Annotated in this window: 17 protein-coding genes and 1 pseudogene; 10 read left to right on the top strand and 8 right to left on the bottom strand. The window is 71.3% G+C overall.

Annotated elements, in window-relative coordinates; translation table 11 throughout:
- Positions 1-393 (top strand): hypothetical protein (locus AC08OJ_RS02975; protein WP_476595005.1); only part of this gene is annotated, 393 nt, incomplete at its 5' end.
- On the opposite strand, the gene AC08OJ_RS02970 is transcribed toward AC08OJ_RS02975, so the two are convergent.
- The 4 genes from AC08OJ_RS02970 to AC08OJ_RS02955 all read right to left on the bottom strand — a co-directional run bounded on the left by AC08OJ_RS02970 (position 378) and on the right by AC08OJ_RS02955 (position 5,683).
- Positions 378-581 carry a DUF5703 family protein gene (locus AC08OJ_RS02970; RefSeq protein WP_476595004.1) on the bottom strand — a complete coding sequence of 68 codons (204 nt, stop codon included), beginning with the start codon at positions 579-581 and terminating at the stop codon, positions 378-380. The genes AC08OJ_RS02975 and AC08OJ_RS02970 overlap by 16 nt on opposite strands.
- A 194-nt stretch (positions 582-775) precedes the next feature.
- Complete coding sequence (locus AC08OJ_RS02965) at positions 776-1,984, bottom strand: hypothetical protein (RefSeq protein WP_476595003.1); 1,209 nt, start codon at positions 1,982-1,984, stop codon at positions 776-778.
- Between the two features lie 44 nt (positions 1,985-2,028).
- Positions 2,029-3,813 carry a glycosyltransferase family 39 protein gene (locus AC08OJ_RS02960; RefSeq protein ID WP_476595002.1) on the bottom strand — a complete coding sequence of 595 codons (1,785 nt, stop codon included), beginning with the start codon at positions 3,811-3,813 and terminating at the stop codon, positions 2,029-2,031.
- Between the two features lie 373 nt (positions 3,814-4,186).
- Entirely contained in the window at positions 4,187-5,683 is a 1,497-nt protein-coding gene (locus tag AC08OJ_RS02955; RefSeq protein ID WP_476591977.1) for an NAD(P)/FAD-dependent oxidoreductase, read from the bottom strand.
- 347 nt (positions 5,684-6,030) lie between these two features.
- Here AC08OJ_RS02955 and AC08OJ_RS02950 point away from each other — a divergent pair.
- Positions 6,031-7,467 (top strand): annotated as a pseudogene (locus tag AC08OJ_RS02950) (glycosyltransferase 87 family protein); the annotation flags it as partial.
- Here the strand turns inward: AC08OJ_RS02950 and AC08OJ_RS02945 are convergent.
- Both AC08OJ_RS02945 and AC08OJ_RS02940 read right to left on the bottom strand, forming a co-directional pair.
- On the bottom strand, positions 7,428-9,197 hold the full coding sequence (locus AC08OJ_RS02945; protein WP_476591978.1) for a glycosyltransferase family 39 protein: 1,770 nt from the start codon (positions 9,195-9,197) through the stop codon (positions 7,428-7,430). The pseudogene AC08OJ_RS02950 and the gene AC08OJ_RS02945 sit on opposite strands and share 40 nt — an antisense overlap.
- Before the next feature lie 96 nt (positions 9,198-9,293).
- A complete protein-coding gene (locus tag AC08OJ_RS02940; protein ID WP_476595001.1) occupies positions 9,294-11,573 on the bottom strand; it encodes an ATP-dependent DNA helicase in 2,280 nt (759 codons plus the stop codon).
- A gap of 208 nt (positions 11,574-11,781) precedes the next feature.
- Here AC08OJ_RS02940 and AC08OJ_RS02935 point away from each other — a divergent pair, with 208 nt between their 5' ends.
- The 5 genes from AC08OJ_RS02935 (at position 11,782) to AC08OJ_RS02915 (ending at position 16,693) form a co-directional block, all read left to right on the top strand.
- Positions 11,782-12,630 carry a histidine phosphatase family protein gene (locus tag AC08OJ_RS02935; RefSeq protein WP_476591979.1) on the top strand — a complete coding sequence of 283 codons (849 nt, stop codon included), beginning with the start codon at positions 11,782-11,784 and terminating at the stop codon, positions 12,628-12,630.
- 6 nt (positions 12,631-12,636) lie between these two features.
- Complete coding sequence (locus AC08OJ_RS02930) at positions 12,637-13,179, top strand: DUF3090 domain-containing protein (protein ID WP_476591980.1); 543 nt, start codon at positions 12,637-12,639, stop codon at positions 13,177-13,179.
- Positions 13,180-13,363: 184 nt separating this feature from the next.
- Positions 13,364-14,143 carry an SCO1664 family protein gene (locus AC08OJ_RS02925; RefSeq protein WP_476595000.1) on the top strand — a complete coding sequence of 260 codons (780 nt, stop codon included), beginning with the start codon at positions 13,364-13,366 and terminating at the stop codon, positions 14,141-14,143.
- Between the two features lie 112 nt (positions 14,144-14,255).
- Complete coding sequence (mshC, locus tag AC08OJ_RS02920; RefSeq protein ID WP_476595013.1) at positions 14,256-15,650, top strand: cysteine--1-D-myo-inosityl 2-amino-2-deoxy-alpha-D-glucopyranoside ligase; 1,395 nt, start codon at positions 14,256-14,258, stop codon at positions 15,648-15,650.
- A gap of 2 nt (positions 15,651-15,652) precedes the next feature.
- On the top strand, positions 15,653-16,693 hold the full coding sequence (locus AC08OJ_RS02915) for a DivIVA domain-containing protein (protein WP_476594999.1): 1,041 nt from the start codon (positions 15,653-15,655) through the stop codon (positions 16,691-16,693).
- A 75-nt stretch (positions 16,694-16,768) separates the two neighbouring features.
- Here the strand turns inward: AC08OJ_RS02915 and AC08OJ_RS02910 are convergent, their stop codons facing one another.
- Positions 16,769-17,611, bottom strand: coding sequence for a PAC2 family protein (locus AC08OJ_RS02910; protein ID WP_476591984.1), 843 nt, complete (start codon positions 17,609-17,611; stop codon positions 16,769-16,771).
- A 330-nt stretch (positions 17,612-17,941) separates the two neighbouring features.
- Positions 17,942-18,100 (bottom strand): hypothetical protein, encoded by a 159-nt coding sequence (locus tag AC08OJ_RS02905; protein ID WP_476594998.1) that lies wholly within the window; start codon positions 18,098-18,100, stop codon positions 17,942-17,944.
- A 192-nt stretch (positions 18,101-18,292) separates the two neighbouring features.
- On the opposite strand from AC08OJ_RS02905, the gene AC08OJ_RS02900 reads away from it, so the two are divergent.
- The 3 genes from AC08OJ_RS02900 to AC08OJ_RS02890 all read left to right on the top strand — a co-directional run bounded on the left by AC08OJ_RS02900 (position 18,293) and on the right by AC08OJ_RS02890 (position 20,726).
- Positions 18,293-18,496, top strand: a complete 204-nt coding sequence (locus AC08OJ_RS02900) for a hypothetical protein (RefSeq protein WP_476594997.1) — start codon at positions 18,293-18,295, stop codon at positions 18,494-18,496.
- A 122-nt stretch (positions 18,497-18,618) separates the two neighbouring features.
- Positions 18,619-19,443: an HAD family hydrolase gene (locus AC08OJ_RS02895; RefSeq protein ID WP_476591986.1), complete on the top strand. Its 825-nt coding sequence runs from the start codon at positions 18,619-18,621 to the stop codon at positions 19,441-19,443.
- A gap of 101 nt (positions 19,444-19,544) precedes the next feature.
- A complete protein-coding gene (locus tag AC08OJ_RS02890) occupies positions 19,545-20,726 on the top strand; it encodes a type IV toxin-antitoxin system AbiEi family antitoxin domain-containing protein (RefSeq protein WP_476591987.1) in 1,182 nt (393 codons plus the stop codon).
- Positions 20,727-20,788: the final 62 nt, after the last annotated feature.

Here is a 20,788-nt window from a genome sequence, read left to right as displayed (position 1 = left end):
TATCTCGTGCAAGCCAGCCGGGACGGCAGTGTGTGGATCGCCGATCGGGCCGAGTCGTCCGGGGGCATCGAGGTCAGCGTGTTGTCCGCGCTGGAGGTCGCCCGGCAGGTTCTGCGTCGCCGGTTCGTGCAGCTGCGGGCCGACGACAGCGCCGATTGGCGCGATCACTGGTTCCGGGCCGACGTCTGGACGGTGGGGCGGCCCCGGCAGGCGGATACCGGCGACGCGGGAGCCGACGCCACCGGAGCCGACGCCCCCGGAGTCGAGGTGCCGGCCGGATGGGCATTGTCGGGACGGCATCTGCAGACCCGGGGGATCGCTCCGGACGTGGTCGAGGTGCGCACGCCCTCCCAGGTCCGTTGCCAGGTGGGCGGCTGTCAGGTGGGCAGATAACCGGGCAGGCCGCCGGGGCGCCGACGGCGGCGCAGCACCACCCGCCGGGAGCCATCCGGGAACAGCCGCAGGCGTTCGAGCTCCCAGTGGCCGAACTCGGCGTGCATCGTGAGGATCTGGACGGCTGCCCGGCAGTCCGTACCCGGCGGCAGGTACAGCCGCTGGTACTCCAGCTCTACTCCATCCAATGCGGCCTGACCTCGTGGTTGCGAGCGGAGGATGACCGGCTGCGCGTGGCGTGGTGCGGCGTGGGATGGCGACCGATCATCGTGCGGTCCCCCTCTACGTTAACCGTTTCGCCATCTTCTGGAAGGGCTTCTGGAAGCGCTCGCGAGATGATGCGGGCCCATGCGCCATGTACCCACCGACGCGCGGCCGGCGGTCAGGGCACGTAGGAGAGGGTGAAGGCCAGCGTCGCGTAGAGGGTCATCGCGGCCGTGGTGGCGGCGAGTGTGAACGTGAAGATCTCCCGCCGGCCGGTGACGAGCGTGGCGACCAGCAGGAACGGGAACGCCCCGTAGACGTACCGCTCGGCGGAGTCCAGATTGCTGCCGGTCAGCACGGCCGCCAGGACCAGGGCGCTCCACACCGGGTACGACACCGGCAGCCGGCGCGCCATGACCACCAGCCCGACGAGCGCCAAGAGCAGCCACGGCACGTGCAGCGCCGTGCCCAGCTCGCCGGAAAAGGCGCCCCGCGCCGCGTCCCACAGCACTGCCAGCGGGTTCGAGCTGCTGCCGTGACGTGCCGCGTCGCGCTGCAGCGTGAACGGCGCCAGCCCGTCACCGTAGGAGTGCGCCGACCACAGCAGGTAGATGCCGGCGCCGGCCACCGGGGCGAGCACGGCGAGCAGCCGACGCAGCCCATCATGGGCGGTGAGTGTTCCAGCCGTAGGCGTGGTGGTCGGCGTGCCGGGGCTGGAGCTGGGGCTGGGGCCGAGCCGGCGGACGAGCGGCCAGGGCAGCCCCCGGGCCGCCTCGAGAAGTACCGGCACCGCGAGGACCAGACCGAGGGGGCGACACAGGCCGCCGAGCAGACCGGCCACGGCCGCCAGCTCCCAGCGCCCGCTGCGGGCACCGAGGAACACCGCCACGGCCAGCAGCCCGGCGAGTCCCTCGGCGTACCCCATGACCAGGACGAAGGCGGGCGGAGCCAGCGCGGCGAGCCAGATGAGCCGGATGGTCGCCTCCGGGGCGAACCCCTCGAACCGGGCGAGCCCCACCAGCAGCAGCGCGAAGACCAACGCGCACACGTTGACCACGACCAGGAGCACGACACCGACGTGGGCGTCGGCCCCCGGCAGCTTCGACAACCCCCGCACGAGCAGCGGCAGCAAGGGAAAAAACCGGCGGCTCTCGGCCCCGGCGCCGCTGTACCCGACCTCGGCAATCGTCTGGTACCACCCGGCGTCCCAACCGAGCAGGTCGGTGGTGCTCAGCTGCGCGCCCTGCTGCCCGCGGGCATTGTCGGCGATATACCTGGTCAGCGCCAGCGCCGCACCGACCGCCAGCCGGGCCGCGAGCCAGGCGAGCACGACCTCGCGCAGCTGCCAGCGGTCCTCCCAGCGGGTGGCCGCATGCCGGCCGCCCATGCCGCCACCTATCCGATGATCATCCGGAAGGGCCTCGGTCGCGGTCAAGAGGCCCGGAACCGCAGCAGCGCGTAGTTCTCGTAGACCCTGGCCGGCAGACCCTGCTTCATGACCTCGTCCGCGAGTGGCCGGGCCTCCTGCAGGGTGGTGCGCACCACCGTGCACAGCTCCTCGTAGGTGCGGTACGACTCGGAACCGGCGAGGAAGACGGTGTGCTCCGGACCGGCCTCGGCGAGGGCGCGCCGGGCGATCGCGACCCCGTCGGCTGATTCGTTGCGCTGCTCGTAGTCGGCCCAGTCGACCCGGTCCGGCGGTGCGTAGGTCGGCACGACGTACACCTTCATCCAGTTCGGCACGGTACGGGCGAGGCCTGGTCCGAGCTGGTCCGGGCAGACCAGCATCACATCACCGGGCCGGGCGATCCGCTCGAGGACCTGCGTGGCCTCGGTGGCCTGGCTCCGCTCCCGGTGGATGTCGGAGGTCCCGGCGAGCAGACCGGTCAGGGCCGCGACGGCGACCACTCCGTGGAACACCCGCCGATCGGTGATGACTGTCGCGCCGAGTCCGATGACCAGCAGGAACGGCACGAAGGCGGTGGCGGTGTACCGGTCGGCCCAGGCGTTGCCGACCACCTTGCCCGCCGTCACCGCGACGACGAGCGTGCCGGTGGCCAGCAGGAACAGGGTCCGGCCCGGTTCGAGACCACGCAGGTCGAGAAGGATGAACCGGCCACCCGCGGGCTGGCCGGCGATGCCGGCGGCGGCGAGACCGGTGACCAGGAACAGCAACAGGCGACCCAGGGTCGTCGGGCCGCCGGCCCACTGGCCGTAGGCGTGGGAGATCGCGGCATAGCTGGCGGGCTCTCCCCAGGGGGTGCCGGTGTGGGTGAGCTGGTCGAAGAAGTCGGGCAGCCACGGGGCGAAGACCAGCCCGCCACCGACGATGCCGAGCAGCCCGAAGACCGGCCCCCGCCGCTGCGGGGTGAGGAAACGGGTCGGCGTCCGGTGACTGTGGGGGGCGCCCCGGCCCCGGCTTGCCGGGCTTCCCGGGCTTGCCGGGGCGGAACGGTACCCGGGTACACCCGCGCTACCCGGCACACCCGCGCTACCCGGCACACCCGCTGGGTCCGCCGCGCCCGCGCCCTCGCCGCGCCGGATCTGGCGCTTGACCCACCACGGACGGGCCACCAGCAGCAGGACCAGCCACGTTCCGACCGTGAGCAGCAGGTAGAGGCACCAGTAATGGGTCAGCGCCAGGCCTCCCGCGCAGAGCGCCAGGGCGATCGCCGATCTGATCGACGGTGCCCGCAGGACGCGTTCCAACGCCAGTCCACCCAACGCGGTGAGCAGCACGATGAGGCTGTACATCCGGGTCTCGGTCCCGAAGTACAACGCGAACGGCGACGTGAGGTACAGCACGACGCTGACCCGCGCCGCCCGCTCGCCGACCACGCGGCGGGCGAGCAGGAACAGCGGCCACGCCGCACCAATGTTGATCAGCGCGGACAGGGATCGGACCGCGAAGGTGCCCTCGCCGAACGCTTTGATCCAGCCGTGGAGCACCAGATAGTATAGCGGCGGTGAGCCGTCCTGTAGCAGGACGTCCCACATTGTGAAGGCCGACCCGCGCAGGGGCAGGCGGGCGATGGCGACGCTCTGCGCCTCGTCCAGCCAGAGTGCCTGGCTGGCGGTGAACCGCACGATCACCGAGACGGCGAGGAGTACCCCCACTACCGCGGTGAAGATCCGTCCCGTACGGCCGGATACGTTCCCGACCTGGTCGACCGGCTCGGGGAGTTGCTCCGCCGGCCGGACCGCGACATCCGTCACGGTCAGTCCCTTCCGTCCACATTGACCGGACTGCGACGGGCCGGCCGGTAGACGACCGGCCGGCCGGGCAGGGCCGCACTCGGTACCAGTCTCGCGTGGCGCGCCCCTACGCCTCGATGATGTCCCGGATGGGTGACAGGACGCGGCCCGTCCCGTCACCCATCCGCTCCGTACTCGGTAATACCGGGCCGTCCCCGGTCATGCCGGCTGGCCCCGGAAGCGGAGCGGGCGCCGGCGGTGAAACGCGCCCGACATTCCGGCGATGCCCGTGTGACGGCGTTCGAGTGGCGACACCCGTCGAATCTGTGCCCCGGATGAATCCGTCCCGGACAAACCCGTCCCGGATGAATCCGTGCCCCGGGCGAATCCTCCGTCAGGACCGGGCGGTGCCCCGGGCCGGCGACGAAACCTCCTCGTGGTAATCCTCGTCGACGTTGACCTCCCACACATCGTGCTTGGTGTCGTCGATGATGTTCTGGACCGTGAGCATCGCGGTGAGCATCGAGTGGTCCTGGTTGTTGTAACGGTGCATGCCGTTACGGCCGACCGGGTGGACGTTCGGCGTGTTCTCGGCCAGCCAGGCGCGGATGATATCGACGTTCTTCTTGTAGTGTATGTCGTAGTATGGATATGCCTTCGGCATGCGTACGACGAAACCCTGTTCCACCTGCTGGGCCCTGATCAGACCCAGTTCGACGAGTTCTTTCGTCCCGAGCGCGACCAGTTCCTCATCGGGGGCGTTCCAGGTCTCGTCACCCTCGAAGACGAAGTACTCCAGGCCGAGGCAGGTACGCCCGTCCTTGACCAGGAACGGCGACCAGGAGGCGAAGTTCTGGATCCGGCCGACCTTGACGGCGGGGGAGTGGATGTAGATCCAGTTGTCCGGAAAACCGGCCGAGGCCGGCACCACGAGGGCGATGGTGAGGAAGTCGCGGTACTTCAGCGCGTTCGCCGCCGCCAGCACGTGGGCCGGTGCCGGCGGGTCCATCACCCGGACGAGGGAGGAGAACGACATCGACGAGATAAATTCGTCGGCCTGGTACTGGTACTCGCTGCCGAGGTCGGAGCGCGAGGACTCCGGGGCACCGGCCCCCGGGCCGTACCCGCCGGTCACGGTCGTGGTGACGCCGGTCGCGCGGCCGTCGGCGTGGTGGATCTTGCGGACCTTCTCCTCGAAGACCACTCGGCCGCCCTGTTTAATGATCTTGTCGGTGGCGGTCTCCCACATCATTCCGGGCCCGTACTTGGGGTATTGGAACTCCTCGATGAGGGAGGTGATCTCCTTCTGGTTCCGCTTCGGTAGGACCGCGTTCACGATCGCGTTCATCATGGACAGGCTCTTGATGCGCTGCGCGGCCCAGTCCGAGGGCATCTCGCTGACCGGAACGCCCCACAGTTTCTCGGTGTAGGTCTTGAAGAAGGTGCGGTAGAGCCGCCAGCCGAAACGGGCCACCAGCCAGTTCTCGTAGTTGCTCTGGTCCTGCGGCGGCCGGATCCGGGCCGCAGCGTAGGAGGCCATGCAGCGCGCCGCCTCGACCAGGCCGAGCCCGCCGAGCGCGTTTCCGGCCTTGAGCGGGTAGTCGAAGAACTTCCCGTTGTAGTAGATGCGGCTCGATCGGGGGCGCAGCAGGAAGTCCTCGTCCGGCAGGATCTCGTGCCAGAGCTTCTCGACTTCGGGAACCTTGGTGAAGAAGCGGTGGCCGCCGATGTCGAAACGCCAACCTTCACGCTGGGCCGTACGGCTGATTCCGCCGACGACCGAGTCACCCTCGATAATCGTCACGGGGACGTCCCGTTTCACCAGCTCCCAACCGGCGGTCAGACCTGCCGGTCCGGCTCCGATGACGACTACCTCTGGCTTTTCGGTCACTGTGCAGGACCTCTCCTCAACACACACTCATGGTCACTCGGGTGGACGGACACCGGTGGTCACTCAGGTGGACGGACACCGGGCATCGCGCCACCGGGACGCCGGACCCCTGGGACCGGTCCCGGGTCGCAAGTGTTGCATGGCGCGAGCGGAGACCCGTCCGCACCCCCTCGACCCGACACCATGCGATGATCCGTGGTACGTCCGCCCTATTTCCATAACGCGCGTCCGGGCCGCCTGATCGGGTGCGGCTCTGGCATCGTGCGCACATGGCATTGTCGATACCCGGTCAACGGGCACCGCAGACCTCGCCTCCCCCGGACGGACCGGTTCCTCCGGGGCGGGTGATGCCGGCGATCCTGGTCGGCTGGTGCGCGGTGGCCGGTGGCATCGCGGCCAAGGATGGTCGGTACGGCGCCTGGGCGCTGTCGAGTGTCCTGGTAGGTTTCGCGGCAGTGATCTTGGCGGTGGTGGTCGTGGCCGGCACCGCCGGCCCCGCCGCCGACGCCGGTACCGCCGTGGCCGTGCGCCCGCGTGGGTGGTTTGGGGCGTGGCTGCTCGTGGCGGTCATGATCGGCGTCGTGCCGCTCGTGCGCCGTCCCCGCTACTACGCCGTCGGCCGGTTCGCCACGGTGGCGGACGTGCTCGCGATCCTCGCGGGCCTGCTCGCCGCCGGGTCGATCCTGGTCATGCTGCACCGCGCCGGCCGGGGGCGCCGGATCGGCCGGGAGCCCCACCAGGGCCGGGGCCGGCTCGATGTGCTCGCCTCTCCGTGGGTGTTCTGGCTGGTCCTGGTCCTGGCCTGCGCGGCGGGCGTCGCCACGATCCGCGCCGCGCCGACGCCCCGCATCGACGTCTTCCACCTGCTCCAGGTCTCCACGGCCGGCCTGCCGCACGGGGCCGACATGTACCGGCAGCAGTGGGCGCCGAGCCGGGCCGAGTACCCGGTCGACGGCTTGTTCGACGTCTACCCCTATCTACCGGTCACGTCCGTGCTCCTGGCTCCCTTCCGGCTTCTGCTCGGTGACGTCCGTTACGGCCTGCTGCTGGCCCTGGCGGTGGCGGCGGTCCTGATCCGCGCGGTCGCGGGCGCGGGAAGGGCACCCGGGGGAAGGGCACCTGCGGCGCCGGCGGTGGCCGCGTTGCCGTTGCTGGTCGTCGTGTTCCCCGAGTCGATGTACGCCCTGCAGCAGTCCTGGACCGAGCCGTTGCTCGTGGCGTGCCTGGCGGCGACGGTGTGGGCGTCGACGAGCGGGCGGGGACGGGTGGCGGTCGTCGCGTTCGCGCTCGCCCTGGCGACCAAACAGCACGTCGTGCTGCTGATCCCCATGGCGGCGGGCTACCCCGCGTTCGGGCCCCGCCGGACGGCCGCGGCCGCGGTCGTGGCGGCGCTCCTCGTCGCCCCCTGGGTGGTGGCCGGTCCCCGGGACTTCCTTGACGACGCGGTCTGGACGAACCTCCACTACGAGGTGCTCGCCCACTCGCTGTCCCTGCCGGGCCTGGCGTCGCATTTCGGGGTCACGCTCGGATTCGGCTTGACTGCGGTCGCCCTCCTCGGTGCCTACACGGCGGCCTGGCGGGCCCGCGGGGACGCCACCGGGTTCTGCCTGGGGGCCGCGTTGGTCCTGCTCACCCTGAACCTGATGAACAAGCAGACCTTCTTCAACCACTACACGTTGCCGATGGGTCTGCTCGTGCTGGCCGTCGCGGCCCTCGCCGTCGACGACCCCGCCCGCGCGGGCGGTCAGCGCAGCGTGGAGAACCGTTCCAGCGACGCGCCCTCGTACAGGTTGCGCCGCTCGACCTGCACGGTGCGGTCGCGCAGCGTGGCGAGCTGGTCGGACAGCACGGCGCAGGCGCCCTCCAGGAACCGGTAACCGTCCGCGCGGACGAGCAGCACGGCGTGGCCGGGGCCGGCCAGTTCGTTGACCTCGGCCGCGAAGCTGGTGCCGTTCGCCCGTTTCATCCGGTCGGCGTAGTCGACCCAGTCGATGAGCGCCGGGTCGGAACTGTCCGCATACACGATCTCCCGTACCGTGACCTCGCCGTGCCGTTCGATTGCCCGGTGCACGGCCGGGCCGAGCTGGTCCGGGCAGTAGGCGACCACGTCTCCCGGCCGGGCCAGCGCGACGATCCGGTCCGCGATCTCCCCGGCCTGGGTGCGTTCGGTCCGGGCGAGCTGCCACCCGCCGAGCAGGCCGCTGAGCGAGGCGACGACCAGTACCCCGGCCCGCACATGCCGGCCCGGCAGCTGGGCGATGCCGAGGGAGGCGAGCAGCAGGCAGGCCGGCAGGGCGATGCCGGTGTAGCGCTCGGCGTAGGCGCTGCCGCCGAACATGTTCACGAAGTAGGCCAGGACGAGGGGGACCAGCCAGATCGCGGCCAGGTAACGGCCCGGCACCCGGCCGGAGAGCTTGACCGCGAGCTCCCGCCCGTCCGGACGCGCGGTCAGGCCGATGAGCGCGCCCCCGAGCAGCACGATGCCGAGCAGCGCACCCGTGGAGGTCGGACCGGCCCAGTCGAAGACCGTGTCCAGTAGCACCTGGGCCTGCACCTTGGGCGCCCAGGGCGTTCCGGTGTGCAGCATTTGGAACAGGAACGACGGCATCCACGGCGCGAACAGCGCGGCGGAGGCCGCCATCGCGGCGAAGGCCCGCAGGGTCACCTGCCGGTACTGGGGCCGCCGCCGGGCCTGCAGCAGCATGAACGCCGCCACGGTGAAGATCAGCAAGAACGTCCAGTAGTGGGTGTAGACGAGGGCGGTGGTCGCCAGCGTCAGCATCGCCAGCCGGGCCGGCTCGGAGCGTTCCAGCGCCCGCACGGTCGCGAGCCCGAACACCAGCACCAACAGGACGACCAGCGAGTACATCCGCGTCTCGCTGCCGTAGCGGATCGCGTAGGGAGAGCAGGCGAACATCAGCAGAGTCGCCAGGCTCACCCAGGCGTCGGCGTCACGGCCACCGTTCCCGGCCTGGGAGGCCGTCCGGCCCACCCGCCGCCCGGCCAGCCACGCCACCGGCAGCGTCGCCAGCGACAGCACCCCGGACAACGCCCGCACGGCGACGTCCCCGTCGCCGAACACCGCGATCCAAGCGTGCAGCAGCAGATAATACAGCGGCGGTGAGCCGTCGTGCCGCAGTGCGTCGAGCAGCTGTGGGACGGGGCGCGAGGCGATGGCGACCGTCAACGACTCGTCGAGCCACAGATGGCTGGGGGTGGCGAACCGCATCAGCGCGCCGGCGGCGACGGCGAGTATGACGGCGACTACCAGCAGCTGCGGGCTGGCCGCCGCGATCCGCGCCACGGCGGTGGTCGTGCACGCGGTCCCGGGCGTGATGACCGTCCCGGGCGTGACACCGGCTGTGGCACTGTTCGCGGCTGCGGCCACGACCGCGGTCACGGTCGCGGTCACGTCCACCGGCGCCTGGGGGCGGCGGGGACCCGAGAGCACCGCCGGCCCGGATCCGGCGTCCTGGCCGGCGGTTGGACTCCCGGATGCGTCTACGTTCACCATGCCCCCTCGTCTGCCACGATCTTGCCTCCCGTCAGAGAACCGCCTTCCGCCGGGTGGCCGCAGTCGCCTGCTGGCGGGGATGTACGCCCCGACGTTTCAGACTGTCATCCGTTCGTCGCCGTCCCGTACGCGGGCTGCCTCCCCAGCCGTCGCGCCGCCCGCCCGCCGCGCGCCGGACCCGCCGTCGGGCCTGTCGTCCGGCCCCCCGTCGGGATCGTCGTCGGGATCGTCGTCGGGATCGTCGAAGCCGCCGGCGGTCTGCCCGGCGAGCAGAGCCGGGAGCAGCGTCGTACGGCGCCGTCCGCCCGAGCTCCGCACGGCGTTGCGGATGGCCGGGCCGTTCACGGCCACAATCGACAGGTGGGCCTGCGCCCGGGTCAGCGCCGTGTAGATCAGCGGACGGGTGAGCATCCGGCCGGCCTCCGGCGGGAACACGGCGACGACGGCGGGCCACTCGCTGCCCTGCGCGCGGTGCACTGTCACCGCCCAGCCGTGCCGCAGATCACCGAGCACACCAGCGGGCACCTCGACGACGCCGCCGGGGAACGCGACCCGCAGCGCACCGCGTTCGCCCAGCGCGACGATGGTGCCGATCTCGCCGTTGGCGAATCCGACGTCGATATGGTTCGCCGTGGCCACCACACGGTCCCCGATGTCGAACCCGGAGACGGCGCCGCCGCCCGGGTTCAGCGTGCCCTTCAACGCGGTGTTGAGCGCCGTGGTGCCCGCCGGACCGGCGTGCACCGGGGTCACGACCTGGATGTCTGCGACGGGAATGCCGAGCGCGCGGGGGATGGAGTTGGTGACGAGCTGGACGGTGCGATGCGTCGCCTCGCCGGAGCTGCCGGACGGCACCACCACGACCTCCCGGCCAGGCCCCGGTGGTGGCGGTGGCAGCTCCCCGCCGCGCACCGCGGCGGCCATCGTCGCGATGGCGCCGCCGTCGGCCTGCCGGTACAACCGCCGCAGCTCGGTCACCGGGACCTCACCGGACTCGAGCAGGTCGGCGAGGATCTGCCCCGGTCCGATGCTCGGTAGCTGGGCCGGGTCCCCGACGAACATCAGGTGCGTACCGTCCGCGCAGGCGTCGAGCAGCGCGGCGGCGAGCTCCGCGTCGAGCATCGACGCCTCGTCGACGACGACGAGGTCGGCGTCGATCGGGTTGTGCTCGCCGCGCGCGAACCCGCTGCCGCGCCCTTGAGCCTGCAACAGCCGGTGCAGGGTGCTCGCCGGCGCCCCGCACAGCTCCTCGAGGCGTTTGGCAGCCCGTCCGGTCGGCGCGGCCAGTGCGACGACCGCCTTGACCGCCCAGGCCAGTCGTACGACGGCCGCGACCGTGCGGCTCTTGCCCGTTCCCGGCCCACCGGTGAGCACGCTGACGCCGGACTCCAGCGCGGCGCGCGCCGCCGCGAGCTGGCTCTCGTCCAGCCCGGTCACTACCTCGTCGTTGCTCCCGTTCCCCCCCTCGTCCTTGTCGTCGTTCTTGTCGTTCTTGTTGTCGTCGAACGCCAGCGCCGTCGGAGGCGGGGCGGTGGCGGCCCGTGCGGACACGGCACGCCCGGCCGGATCGTCGTCGCCGACGGATCCGGACCCGTCGTACCCGGACCCGTCATCGGGTCGGCGGCGGGCTCTGGGGGCGCCTGCGCGCAGCGGCTCGGCGGTCGCCATCAGCCGTTCGATGCCGTCCGCGACGGACTGCTCGGCCATCGCATGCCGCTCCAGCGCGATCCGGTCGCCGACGGCGATGATTCGCCCGTCGTCGAGCGCCGCGGTCAGCGCCGCGGTCGGATCGGCCACCCCCTCGCGCGCGGCGGCACGCAGCACCGCCTGCACGGGGCCCGCGGTGTCCCCCGCCCGGGAGGCGGCCCGGCCGAGCAGATGGGTGAGTACCGCCGGGCCCCGGCGCGGATCGTCGCGCTGCAGACCGCGGCGGCGGGCGAACCGGTCGGCCTGGGCGATCTCGGTGTCGGCGGCGGTCAGCAGCATCCACGGATCGGCCCGCAGGAGGTCGGCGGGCGCGGGTCCCAGCAGGTCGGTCACCCCGCGCGCGAGCCGGGCCGGAAGATCCGCGGCGACGAGCAGTTCGACGACCGCGTACGTGCCCGCCACGGCGCGGAAGCTGTCGGCGAGCCGCCGGGCCCGCGGTCCGGTGACCCCCTCGACGGTGCCCAACCGGCCGACGTCGACGTGGTCGGGCCGGGTGATCCCGGCCGCGGGTAGCCGGCCGGCCGTCGTGCGGCCCAGCCCCGGCCATAGCCCCGCCCCGCAGAACGCGGCGAAGACCTCCTCGGGGTCCGCTGGCTGCGGGTCCGCTCGTGCCTGCGGGCCGACCGCGTCAGGCTCCGAGGCGGAAGCGGTCGTGTACTCGTCCGGCATGCCGGGAAGCGTAACGACGAACCGTTCCGCCGCTGTTGTAGCCCGCTGGGTAGCGTGGTATCCGGGACGGCTGTCTGGCGGCATGGCTGTATGAAGGCGATGTCGCGCGTTTCGACCGATGCGCGTCCGGGTTCACCCGCGCGTCCGGCCCGGCGGAGACAGTGAGCGTCGGCAACAGTGAGCGTCAGCAACAGAAGGGACGGACCGGTTGACCACAGTCCTGCTGGTCCGCCACGGCCTGACCGCCGTGACCGGCAAGATCCTGCTTGGTTGGACGCCCGGCGTGGGGTTGGACGACCGTGGCCGCCGCCAGGCGTCGGACCTGGCGCGACGCCTCGCCGACATCCCGCTGGCGGCGATCGTCAGCAGCCCGCTCGACCGCTGCCGCCAGACGGCCGCGATGATCGCCGGACGCCGTCCGGTCAGCGAGGCCAGCCTGGACGGCACGCAGCAGGTCGAGATCGACGAGCGGCTCGGTGAGTGCCGGTACGGTGACTGGACCGGGCAGGAACTGGTGACCCTGGCGAAGGATCCGCTCTGGGCGGTGGTGCAGAGCCATCCCAGTGCGGTCGTCTTCCCCGGTCCCGAGGGTGAGGCACTACGGGACACGCAGGCCCGTGGGGTGAGCGCCGTGCGGGAGTGGAACGAGCGGCTGGGCCCAGACGCCACCTGGCTGCTGTGCTCGCACGGCGATGTGATCCGCACGGTGGTCGCCGACGCCTTGGGCATGCATCTGGACATGTACCACCGGATCACCGTCGATCCCTGTTCCCTGACCGTGATCCGCTACAACGAGCGCCGCCCCTTCGTCCGGCGCATCAACGACACCGGCGGGGACGTCGTCGAGCTCCTCCCGCCACCCCGGGCCGAGGGCTCCGCTGGGGCCGTCGGCGCCGCGGCGTCGTCTCCCGGGTCCCGGAAGTCCTTGGAGTCGCCGGGGTCGCCGGGGTCTTCGAAGTCCCCGGGGTCGCCGGGGTCCAGTGGGCTCGACGTGGACGAGGTGATCGGTGGCGGTGCCGGCGGTTTCCGTCCCAGCGCCGGTGGTGGAACGGGCTGATCGGGCATGCCGCGCCGGATACACGTCTTCGACCCGCCGCAGCGGTTCGTCGTGGGCACCGTAGGCCTTCCTGGTGCCCGATCGTTCTATCTGCAGGCCCGCGACGGGGCGCGGGTCGTCACCGTCGCGGTGGAGAAGGCTCAGGTCGCCTTGCTCGCCGAACAGCTGACCGAGCTGCTCGACGAGTTGGGCCGCCGTGGCGCGACGCCGCCGCCCGAGCCCGCCCCGGCCGACCCCGACCTGTCACCGCTCGATCTGCCGATCGACGAGGAGTTCCAGGCCGCGACGATCGCGCTCGGCTGGGATCCGCGTGGCGGACGGGTCGTCATCGAGGCGCAGGCGACGGGCGTGACCGACCCGGTCGTCGGATTCTCCGATGATCCCGACGGGCCGGACGCCGTCCGGGTCCTGCTGGAGTCCGAGCAGGCGCGCTCGTTCGTGCGGCGCGCGGCGCGGGTCCTGGCCGCGGGCCGGTCCTCCTGCCCGTTGTGCGGGCAGCCGTTGGACGACGGTCACGTCTGCCCGCGCCAGAACGGTCACCTGCGCTGATGCGGCCGGCGAGGGGCGCCGGGCCCGGCCGCCGCGGGTGCGCGGTCCGTGGTAGCGGTGCGGTCCATGGCGGGGGTACGGTCCGTGGTAGCGGTGCGGTCCGGTCGGCCTGGCGGTGTGGGAGAGATGTCGCTCACCGTCCGGTCCGGTGACATCACCCTGCCGGACCGGACAGACTGAGATAATGGGCGTTTCCGCGGCGAGTTCCACCCCGGGGTGGCGACCGCCACTGCATCCGATCGACGGGGGCGGCCTCGACGCCCCCGCCGCCCTCGACCTCCTTCGCCGCGGTGACCTCGAGATCACCGCCCGGCTGGTCGACGCGAGCAACACGACGCTCTGCTGCGACATCTGCGCTGACGGGGTGACCGGCCGCTGCGTCTACAAGCCGGTCCGCGGCGAACGCGCCCTGTGGGACTTCCCGGACGGCACCCTCGCCGCCCGCGAGCTGGCCGCCTACGAGGTCTCCGAGCAGCTCGGGCTTGGCATCGTCCCGCCTACCATTCTGCGTGACGGCCCGTTCGGCGAGGGCATGGTGCAGCTGTGGATCGATACCGACGTCACCGTGGACCTGGTGGCGCTGACCCGGTCCGACGACTCCCAGCTGCGCCGGATCGCCCTGTTCGACGCCGTCATCAACAACGCCGACCGCAAGGGTGGGCACCTGCTGCCGGCGCCCTCCGGCCGAATTCACGGCATCGATCACGGTGTGACCTTCCACACCGACGGCAAGCTGCGCACCCTGCTGTGGACCTGGCGGGGCAGGTGGCTCGATGCCGAGGAGACCGCCTTGCTCGACGACCTGCGTGAGGCGCTCGCGGCCCCCTTCCGGGACCGGCTCGAGGAGTTGCTTACGGTCACCGAGGTCGACGCCCTCACCATGCGGGTCGACGGGCTTCTGGCCAAGGGCCGGTTCCCGTTGCCCTCGGAGGACTGGCCGGCGATTCCCTGGCCGCCGTTCTGAGCGGGTTCTGGTTCTGAACGGGTTCTGGTTCTGGGCGGGTCAACCAGTGCGGGTACAGGTGCGGGAGAATATGAGATGTCACCGTAGGTGATCCGGGGTGGATCGGTTTGGGATGCCGTCGGTTACGTTGCGGTTACTTTCCCCGTGCCCGCCGGAGAGTCGGTTCGCGGTTACTCTGACACGCATGCAGGCGTGGCAATCTCCTCCGATACGTTTTCTTCCCGGTCACGGGAAGCCACTGAGGATCTTCGATACGGCCACGTCGAGCGTACGCGAGTTGGCGCCGGCCGCCACAGCAAGGCTGTACGTCTGTGGCATCACGCCCTATAATGCGACGCATCTGGGGCATGCCTTCACCTACCTCACCTACGACCTCGCGCAGCGTGTGCTGCGAGACGCCGGGCATCACGTCCACTATGTACAGAACGTAACGGATGTCGATGACCCGTTGCTTGAGCGAGCCACCCGTGACGGGCTGGACTGGCGGGCCCTCGCCGACCGGGAGATCGATCTGTTCCGCGAGGACATGACCGCACTGCGGATGCTGGCGCCGGACGCCTACGTCGGGGTGGTCGAGGCCATCCCGATGATTGTCGACATGGTGGCGGAGCTCGTCGACCGGGGCGCGGCCTACCAGGTCGACGACGACCTGTACTTCTCGATCGCCACCGCACCCGCCTTCGGGGAGATCTCGCGTCTCAGCCGGGCCGAGATGCTGGCGATCTGCGCCGAGCGCGGGGGTGACCCGCGCCGCACCGGCAAGAAGGACCCCCTCGATCCGCTGCTGTGGCGCGCACACCGCCCCGGCGAGCCGTCCTGGCCCTCGCCGTTCGGCTCCGGCCGGCCCGGCTGGCACATCGAGTGCGCCGCCATCGCCCGCCACTATCTCGGCGGGGTCATCGACATCCAGGGTGGCGGGACCGACCTGAGCTTTCCGCACCACGAGTGCAGCGCGGCGCATGCCGAGGTCGCCGCCGGCATCCAGCCGTTCGCCCGCAGCTACGTGCACACCGCGATGGTGAGCCTCGACGGCCACAAGATGTCGAAGTCGCGGGGCAACCTGGAGTTCGTCTCCCGGCTGCGCCGGGCCGGGGTGGATCCGGCGGCCCTGCGTCTGGCCCTGCTCGATCACCGGCACACCGAGGACTGGGAGTGGACGCCGGGCCTGCTCGACGACGCTGTGGACCGGATGAACCGGTGGCGGGCCGCCGTCGCCCTGCCCACCGGGCCCGACGCCATGGGACTGCTCGCCGCCGTGCGTGAGCGGCTCGCCGACGACCTTGACGCCCCGGGTGCCGTCGCCGCGGTGGACGCCTGGGCCGGCGCCGCGCTCGCTGATGCGGGCGGCTCCGCCGATGCGGGCCCGGATCCCACCAGTCCGGGGGGCCCGGTTCGCGGTTCTGGCGGTGACGTGCCCGCCTGGGGGGAGGCGCCCGCACTTGTGCGGCGTCTCGTTGACACACTGCTGGGTGTAGACCTTGAACCCGTCAGACCCAGAGGGAGCTGAGGATGGGAGCTCACCATCGCCGGGTGGATCCCGGGGCAGCGACCGAACGGCCCGCCTTCGACGAGGTCGCGCATGGCTACGACCCTCATCAGGTCGACGACTACCTGGCCACGCTGTGGCGTTACGCCAGCCAGGTGACCTCGCGCGCGGCCGCGGCTGAAAGCGCCCTGAAGAACGAGCGGGCCCGCAGCGCGAACATGGGCGTCGAGGGCCTGGCCGCGCAGGCCGGCGGTCGGATTGGCCAGATGCTGACCATCGCCCAGCAGGAGGCCGAGGAGATCGTCACCGGCGCCCGTCAGATCGCGGAGGCGGCGCTGGAAGAGGTGATCGAGGACGCCGGGGCGAACCACCCGATCGTGCGGGAGGCTCGGGAACAGGCCGAGAAGCTCCTCCTCGACGCCGTGGAGGAGAGCCGCCGGCTCGCCCGGGAGCGGCACGCTGAGCTGCAGGCGGAGATCGTCCGGTGCACCGCCTCGCTCGAGGCGTTGCGTCACCAGCAGGGTGAGATCATCGGTGCGATGCTGCGCCTGCGCGGGGTCCTGGCCTCCGACGAGGTGGACCGGGCGGTCACCGACCTGGCCCAGGCGGGTACGGCCGCGCCGACGACGCCGGGCACGCCTGGAACGCCGGGCACCTCGGGGTCGGCGGCGACGCCGGGGTCGGCGGGGACCTCAGTGGTCGACGGGCCGACGATGCCGCCTGCCTCACCCGTCGGCGTTCCGCCGGACCTGTCGTATGGCCGCCAGCCCGGGGGGTCGTCGCCGTTCGGTCCGGGGAGAGCCGGTCCCGCCGGTTTCCCCGCGGGCGGTGCGGTCCCCGCGGGCGGTGCGGGACCGTCGGATCTTTCCGGTCTTTCCGGGACCGCGTGGGCGACCGGTCGCGTCGCCAGCACGGGGCGGCGTTCCCCGGGCCGGCATCGTCAGGCCGACGTCGCGGACGCGGAACCCCACACCCCGCGCGAACCGGCCACGAACTCGGCGAACGTGCCGTTCCGCCGTGGCGCCGATGAGGACATCATCGACGCCGAGATCGTTGAGGAGTAGCGAGATCGTCGAGGAGAGGAGTAGCCCGGAGGAGAGGAGCAGCTTCTTCTACCGAGCTGGCTCTCCTCCTGGCCTTTACTGGCCGCGACGGCGCAGGTACCGTTCGAACTCCCGGGCGATTGCGTCCCCACTGGCCTCGGGTAGCGCCGTCTCGGGCTCGCGTGACTCCAGGGAACGGACGTACTCGGCGACCTCGGTGTCCCCGGCGGCGAGCTCGTCCACCTGTCGTTCCCATGCCTTCGCCCGCTCGGGAAGGTCACCCAGCGGGATCTCGATGTCCAGCATGTCCTCCACTCGGCGCAGCAGCGCGAGGGTCGCCTTGGGACAGGGCGGGTTAGCCACGTAGTGCGGCACCGCCGCCCAGAACGACACCGAGGCGAGCTCGGCCCGTGCGCATGCCTCCCCGAAGACGCCGACGATGCCGGTCGGCCCCTCATAACGGGACGGTTCCAGTCCGAGCCGGGCAGCCGTCGCCGCGTCCCCGGCGGTTCCGCTGATCGGGACCGGCCGGGTGTGCGGCGAGTCAGCGAGCAGTGCCCCGAGGGAGATCACCATGTCGCTGCCGAGGGCGTGGACGGCCTCGATCAGCTCGTCGGTGAACCCACGCCAGCGCATGTTCGGTTCCAGTCCGCGGATCAGTACCAGGTCCGTCTCGGACTTCGGTGGCCGCGCCACCGACAGGCGGGTGGTCGGCCACGAGATCTTCCGGGAAGCCCCGTCGGTCCCGCTCACCGTCGGTCGGTTCACCTGGAAGTCGTAGTAGTCGTCGGGGTCGATAGCACCGATGACACGGGCCTTGAAAGCGGTCTCCAGATGCTCGACGGCGGCGGACGAGGCATCGGCCGCGTCGTTCCACCCTTCGAAGGCGGCTACTACGACCGGCGACCGTAGTTGACCGACGCCGGAGAACTCGATCACCTACTACCTCCTGCCGCCCCGCGGCGGCCCACTGCCCCCGTGACAGTGCAACGGTACGTCCTCACGGAGACGACTCCTGCCCAGAGCCGACATGCGTGACCTCAGCCTCCCTTATGGCCCGTGAGCCGGTGACCCGCGGGCGACCAGCGGTCGTCCGCGGGGAACCTACGCTGGTCCAGTCTGCCGATGTTCTCGTGGGAACGCCTTTCCTCGGTCTCTCGATGGCGCTAGACCCGGGCGGATCGGACATCCATTCCGGATCGATGCGGTGGCTGCACCGTATCGGCTCTGGACGGATACCCGCCGTCGCGGGAATGCGAACGGCCCGGCCTAGGGCCGCCGCCGCACCGGTGTGCCCCAGCCCGTGTTCGTGCGGACCACCGCGCCGAGCACACCCGCGCGGTCCGACATCACGCCCTCCGTTCCCGCGGCTGTGCCACCCGCGATCGCGCCATGGGCAACCCGCCGGGACGCGTCCGGCATTCCCACCCCGCAATCATCACCGTGCCGTGGTCACCGCCTCGTGGTCCCTGTGTTGTGATCACCCTGCCGTGGTCACCGTCGTGCCTGTGGCCGGCATCCTCGGAGGCGTCCGGACGGAGGGTAACCGGACGGAGAGTAAACCGTACCGGCGGCAGGCGAAACCCGTCCCGGTACCCTTGGTCAGTGCACGATGATCTGGTGTCCGTCCTGGCCGAGCGTGTGCTGGTGGCCGATGGCGCCATGGGCACCCTGTTGCAGGCGGCCAGCCTCTGCCTCGACTCGGTGAATTCCGAGGACGGCGACGGCCCGTCGCGCGCCGAGGAGTTCCAGCTCGTGCCGGAGCAGTCCACCTCGGCGATCATCCTGCACCACCCGGAGGCGAAGTACTTCGCGGCCACGTAGGCACCGTGCGGTCACCCGGGCACCGTGCGGCCGACCCGGCACTAGGCCGGTCAACCGGGCACTGCGGCCGGACGACCCTGAGCTACCGAGCTACCTGAGCTACCTGAGCTATAGGAGTGGACGTGGGGAGCCTTGCGGCGGTTTTCTTCGACATGGACGGCCTGCTCGTTGACACCGAGCCAATCTGGACCATCGCCGAGCACGAGGCGGCGGCGCGGCTGGGCGGCGAGTTCACCCCGGCGATGAAACGAGCCATGATCGGCCACGGCATCGATACCGCGGTGCCGCTCATGGTGTCGATGCTCGGCCGGCCGGCGTCCGACGTGGTGCCGACGGCGGAGTTCCTGCTGCGCCGCTCCGCCGAGCTGTTCCGCGAGCCCGGTGCGATCGTCCCGCAGCCCGGGGCGGTGGAACTGCTCGTCGCGCTGCGGGCGGCGGGTGTCCCGACCGCGCTGGTCTCCTCGTCCTTCCGCGACCTGATGGAGCCGGTGCTGCACGTCGTCGGTGACGAGTTCTTCGCCGTGACGGTCGCCGGTGATGAGGTCACTCGCCGCAAGCCGGACCCGGAGCCCTACCTGACCGCCGCCCGGGTGCTCGGCGTCGACCCGGTCCGCTGTGTCGTCTTGGAGGACAGCCCGTCGGGAGCGCGCGCCGGGGTGGCGGCCGGGTGCGCGACCATCATGATCCCGTCCATGCCGGATCTGCTCGACCTGACCGCGTCGGCCGCCTCGACCGTTTCGGGGTCTTCGACCGTTTCGGGTGTCGCGGGGACCCCGGGTGTCGCGGCTCGCGGCGAGCCGGTGCCCGCCGGGCTCGCGGCGCTCCTGGCGAGCCTGCACGACGTCACCCCGGACCTCATGGAGTCCCTCGCCACCCCCTGCCTTGGCCGCCCTGGATACGAGTTTGGGGGAGCAAGGCACGGTTTCGGGGGTGAAGACCGTGCGTAGGTCCCCCGAACGGCGTCGGAGGGGGTGTGGGAGTGGGCTGGCTGTCCACATGTGGATCAACGTGTTGGCGTCGGCGGGGGCGGCCGGGCAAGTCTGGGATCATGACTTCCAGACCCACCATCGCCGTTGTGACCGAGATGCGCCGTCTAGCCGCCCGCCAGGACGGGATGCTCACCTGGCCGCAGATCCGGGCGTTCGGTATCACCCGGCGTCAGCTCAACCGGCTGATACGCGACGATGCGTGGTCGGTTCCCTATCGGGGCACGTTCCTCCTGCCCGGTGCCCATGCCGTACGTGGGTCCGTGCGGGCTGCGTTGGTCGGTCGTCCCAGGGCCGTTGTCTGCGGTGTCACCGCCGCGCGCCTTCTCGCCCTGGAGGGTCTTCCGAGGTCCCTGCCATTGTGGACGGGGCGAGCCCGCGGCCCGATGGGGCCCGATGGTGCGATTTCCGTGCGCTCGCCGTCACGGTCTCCCATCGACCGCTCCGCCCCGGCAGGAGACCCCTCCCGGCCGGGTCTGCCGGGGTCGGTTCCCCGCGAGGCAACGGATACGGGGCGGCGACGAACGGCCTACCAGGCCGAGTCGGTGCATCTTCTTGTCCCCCCTGCGGTGGGCGCGGTGGCGCACACTCCGGGGCTGGTGGTGCACCGGGGCTGGTGCGACGCTGACGAACGGCGACTGCTGTCGGGTATTCCGGTGACGACGGTCGAGCGGATCTTGGCCGATCTCGTGCTGGACAGTGATCGGGAGACCGCGGTCAGCCTGTTGGACGCCGCCCTGCGGGGCGGGCATCTGGACGACGTCCACCGGGTGCGGGCGGCGGCCGCGCGCCGCTGGGGCACAGCCGAACGGCGAGGTTGGTTCGATCTGGTCGACCGACGGGCCGAGTCTCCGCTGGAGACGCGACTGCGGTTGTTGCTCACCGATGCGGGTCTGGCGCCCGAACAGCTCCAATGGCCGGTATGGGAGCCCGACGTGCCCGGCCAACTCTCACCCGGCGGTTCGGGCTCGGCTCCGACGACCTCGTCCGCCGGCAGGGGCCGATCTGCGGGGCTCGTTGCGCGGCTGGACATGGCCTGGCCCAGTTGTCTGCTGGCCGTCGAGGCCGACGGCGCCGCCTTCCACGAGGATCCCCACGCACTCTTCCGGGATCGGGTCCGGCAGAACGCCCTGCTCGCCCTCGGTTGGAGGCTCCTCCGGTTCACCTGGGCCGATGCCCTGAGCCGGCGAAGATACGTCGTGGAGATGGTGGAGCAGATGCTCCTCCGCCAGCGGCAGCAGTGACCTGGCGGGGGAGCCCGGGGGAGCAAGGCACGGTTCGCGGGGCCGGGACCGTGCCTTGCTCC

Source organism: Frankia sp. CgKIO3 (genome assembly GCF_977946435.1).
Note: the sequence above shows the minus strand (reverse complement) of the source record. Positions and strands in the feature narration are given on the sequence as shown.

Bases quoted from the DNA above. Each gene is read 5' to 3' on its own strand.
- AC08OJ_RS02890 (WP_476591987.1), top strand. From the start codon at position 19,545: ATGACTTCCAGACCCACCATCGCCGTTGTGACCGAGATGCGCCGTCTA.
- mshC (WP_476595013.1), top strand. From the start codon at position 14,256: ATGCCGTCGGTTACGTTGCGGTTACTTTCCCCGTGCCCGCCGGAGAGT.
- AC08OJ_RS02925 (WP_476595000.1), top strand. From the start codon at position 13,364: ATGGGCGTTTCCGCGGCGAGTTCCACCCCGGGGTGGCGACCGCCACTG.
- AC08OJ_RS02930 (WP_476591980.1), top strand. From the start codon at position 12,637: ATGCCGCGCCGGATACACGTCTTCGACCCGCCGCAGCGGTTCGTCGTG.
- AC08OJ_RS02940 (WP_476595001.1), bottom strand. From the start codon at position 11,573: ATGCCGGACGAGTACACGACCGCTTCCGCCTCGGAGCCTGACGCGGTC.
- AC08OJ_RS02965 (WP_476595003.1), bottom strand. From the start codon at position 1,984: ATGGGCGGCCGGCATGCGGCCACCCGCTGGGAGGACCGCTGGCAGCTG.
- AC08OJ_RS02945 (WP_476591978.1), bottom strand. From the start codon at position 9,197: ATGGTGAACGTAGACGCATCCGGGAGTCCAACCGCCGGCCAGGACGCC.
- AC08OJ_RS02915 (WP_476594999.1), top strand. From the start codon at position 15,653: ATGGGAGCTCACCATCGCCGGGTGGATCCCGGGGCAGCGACCGAACGG.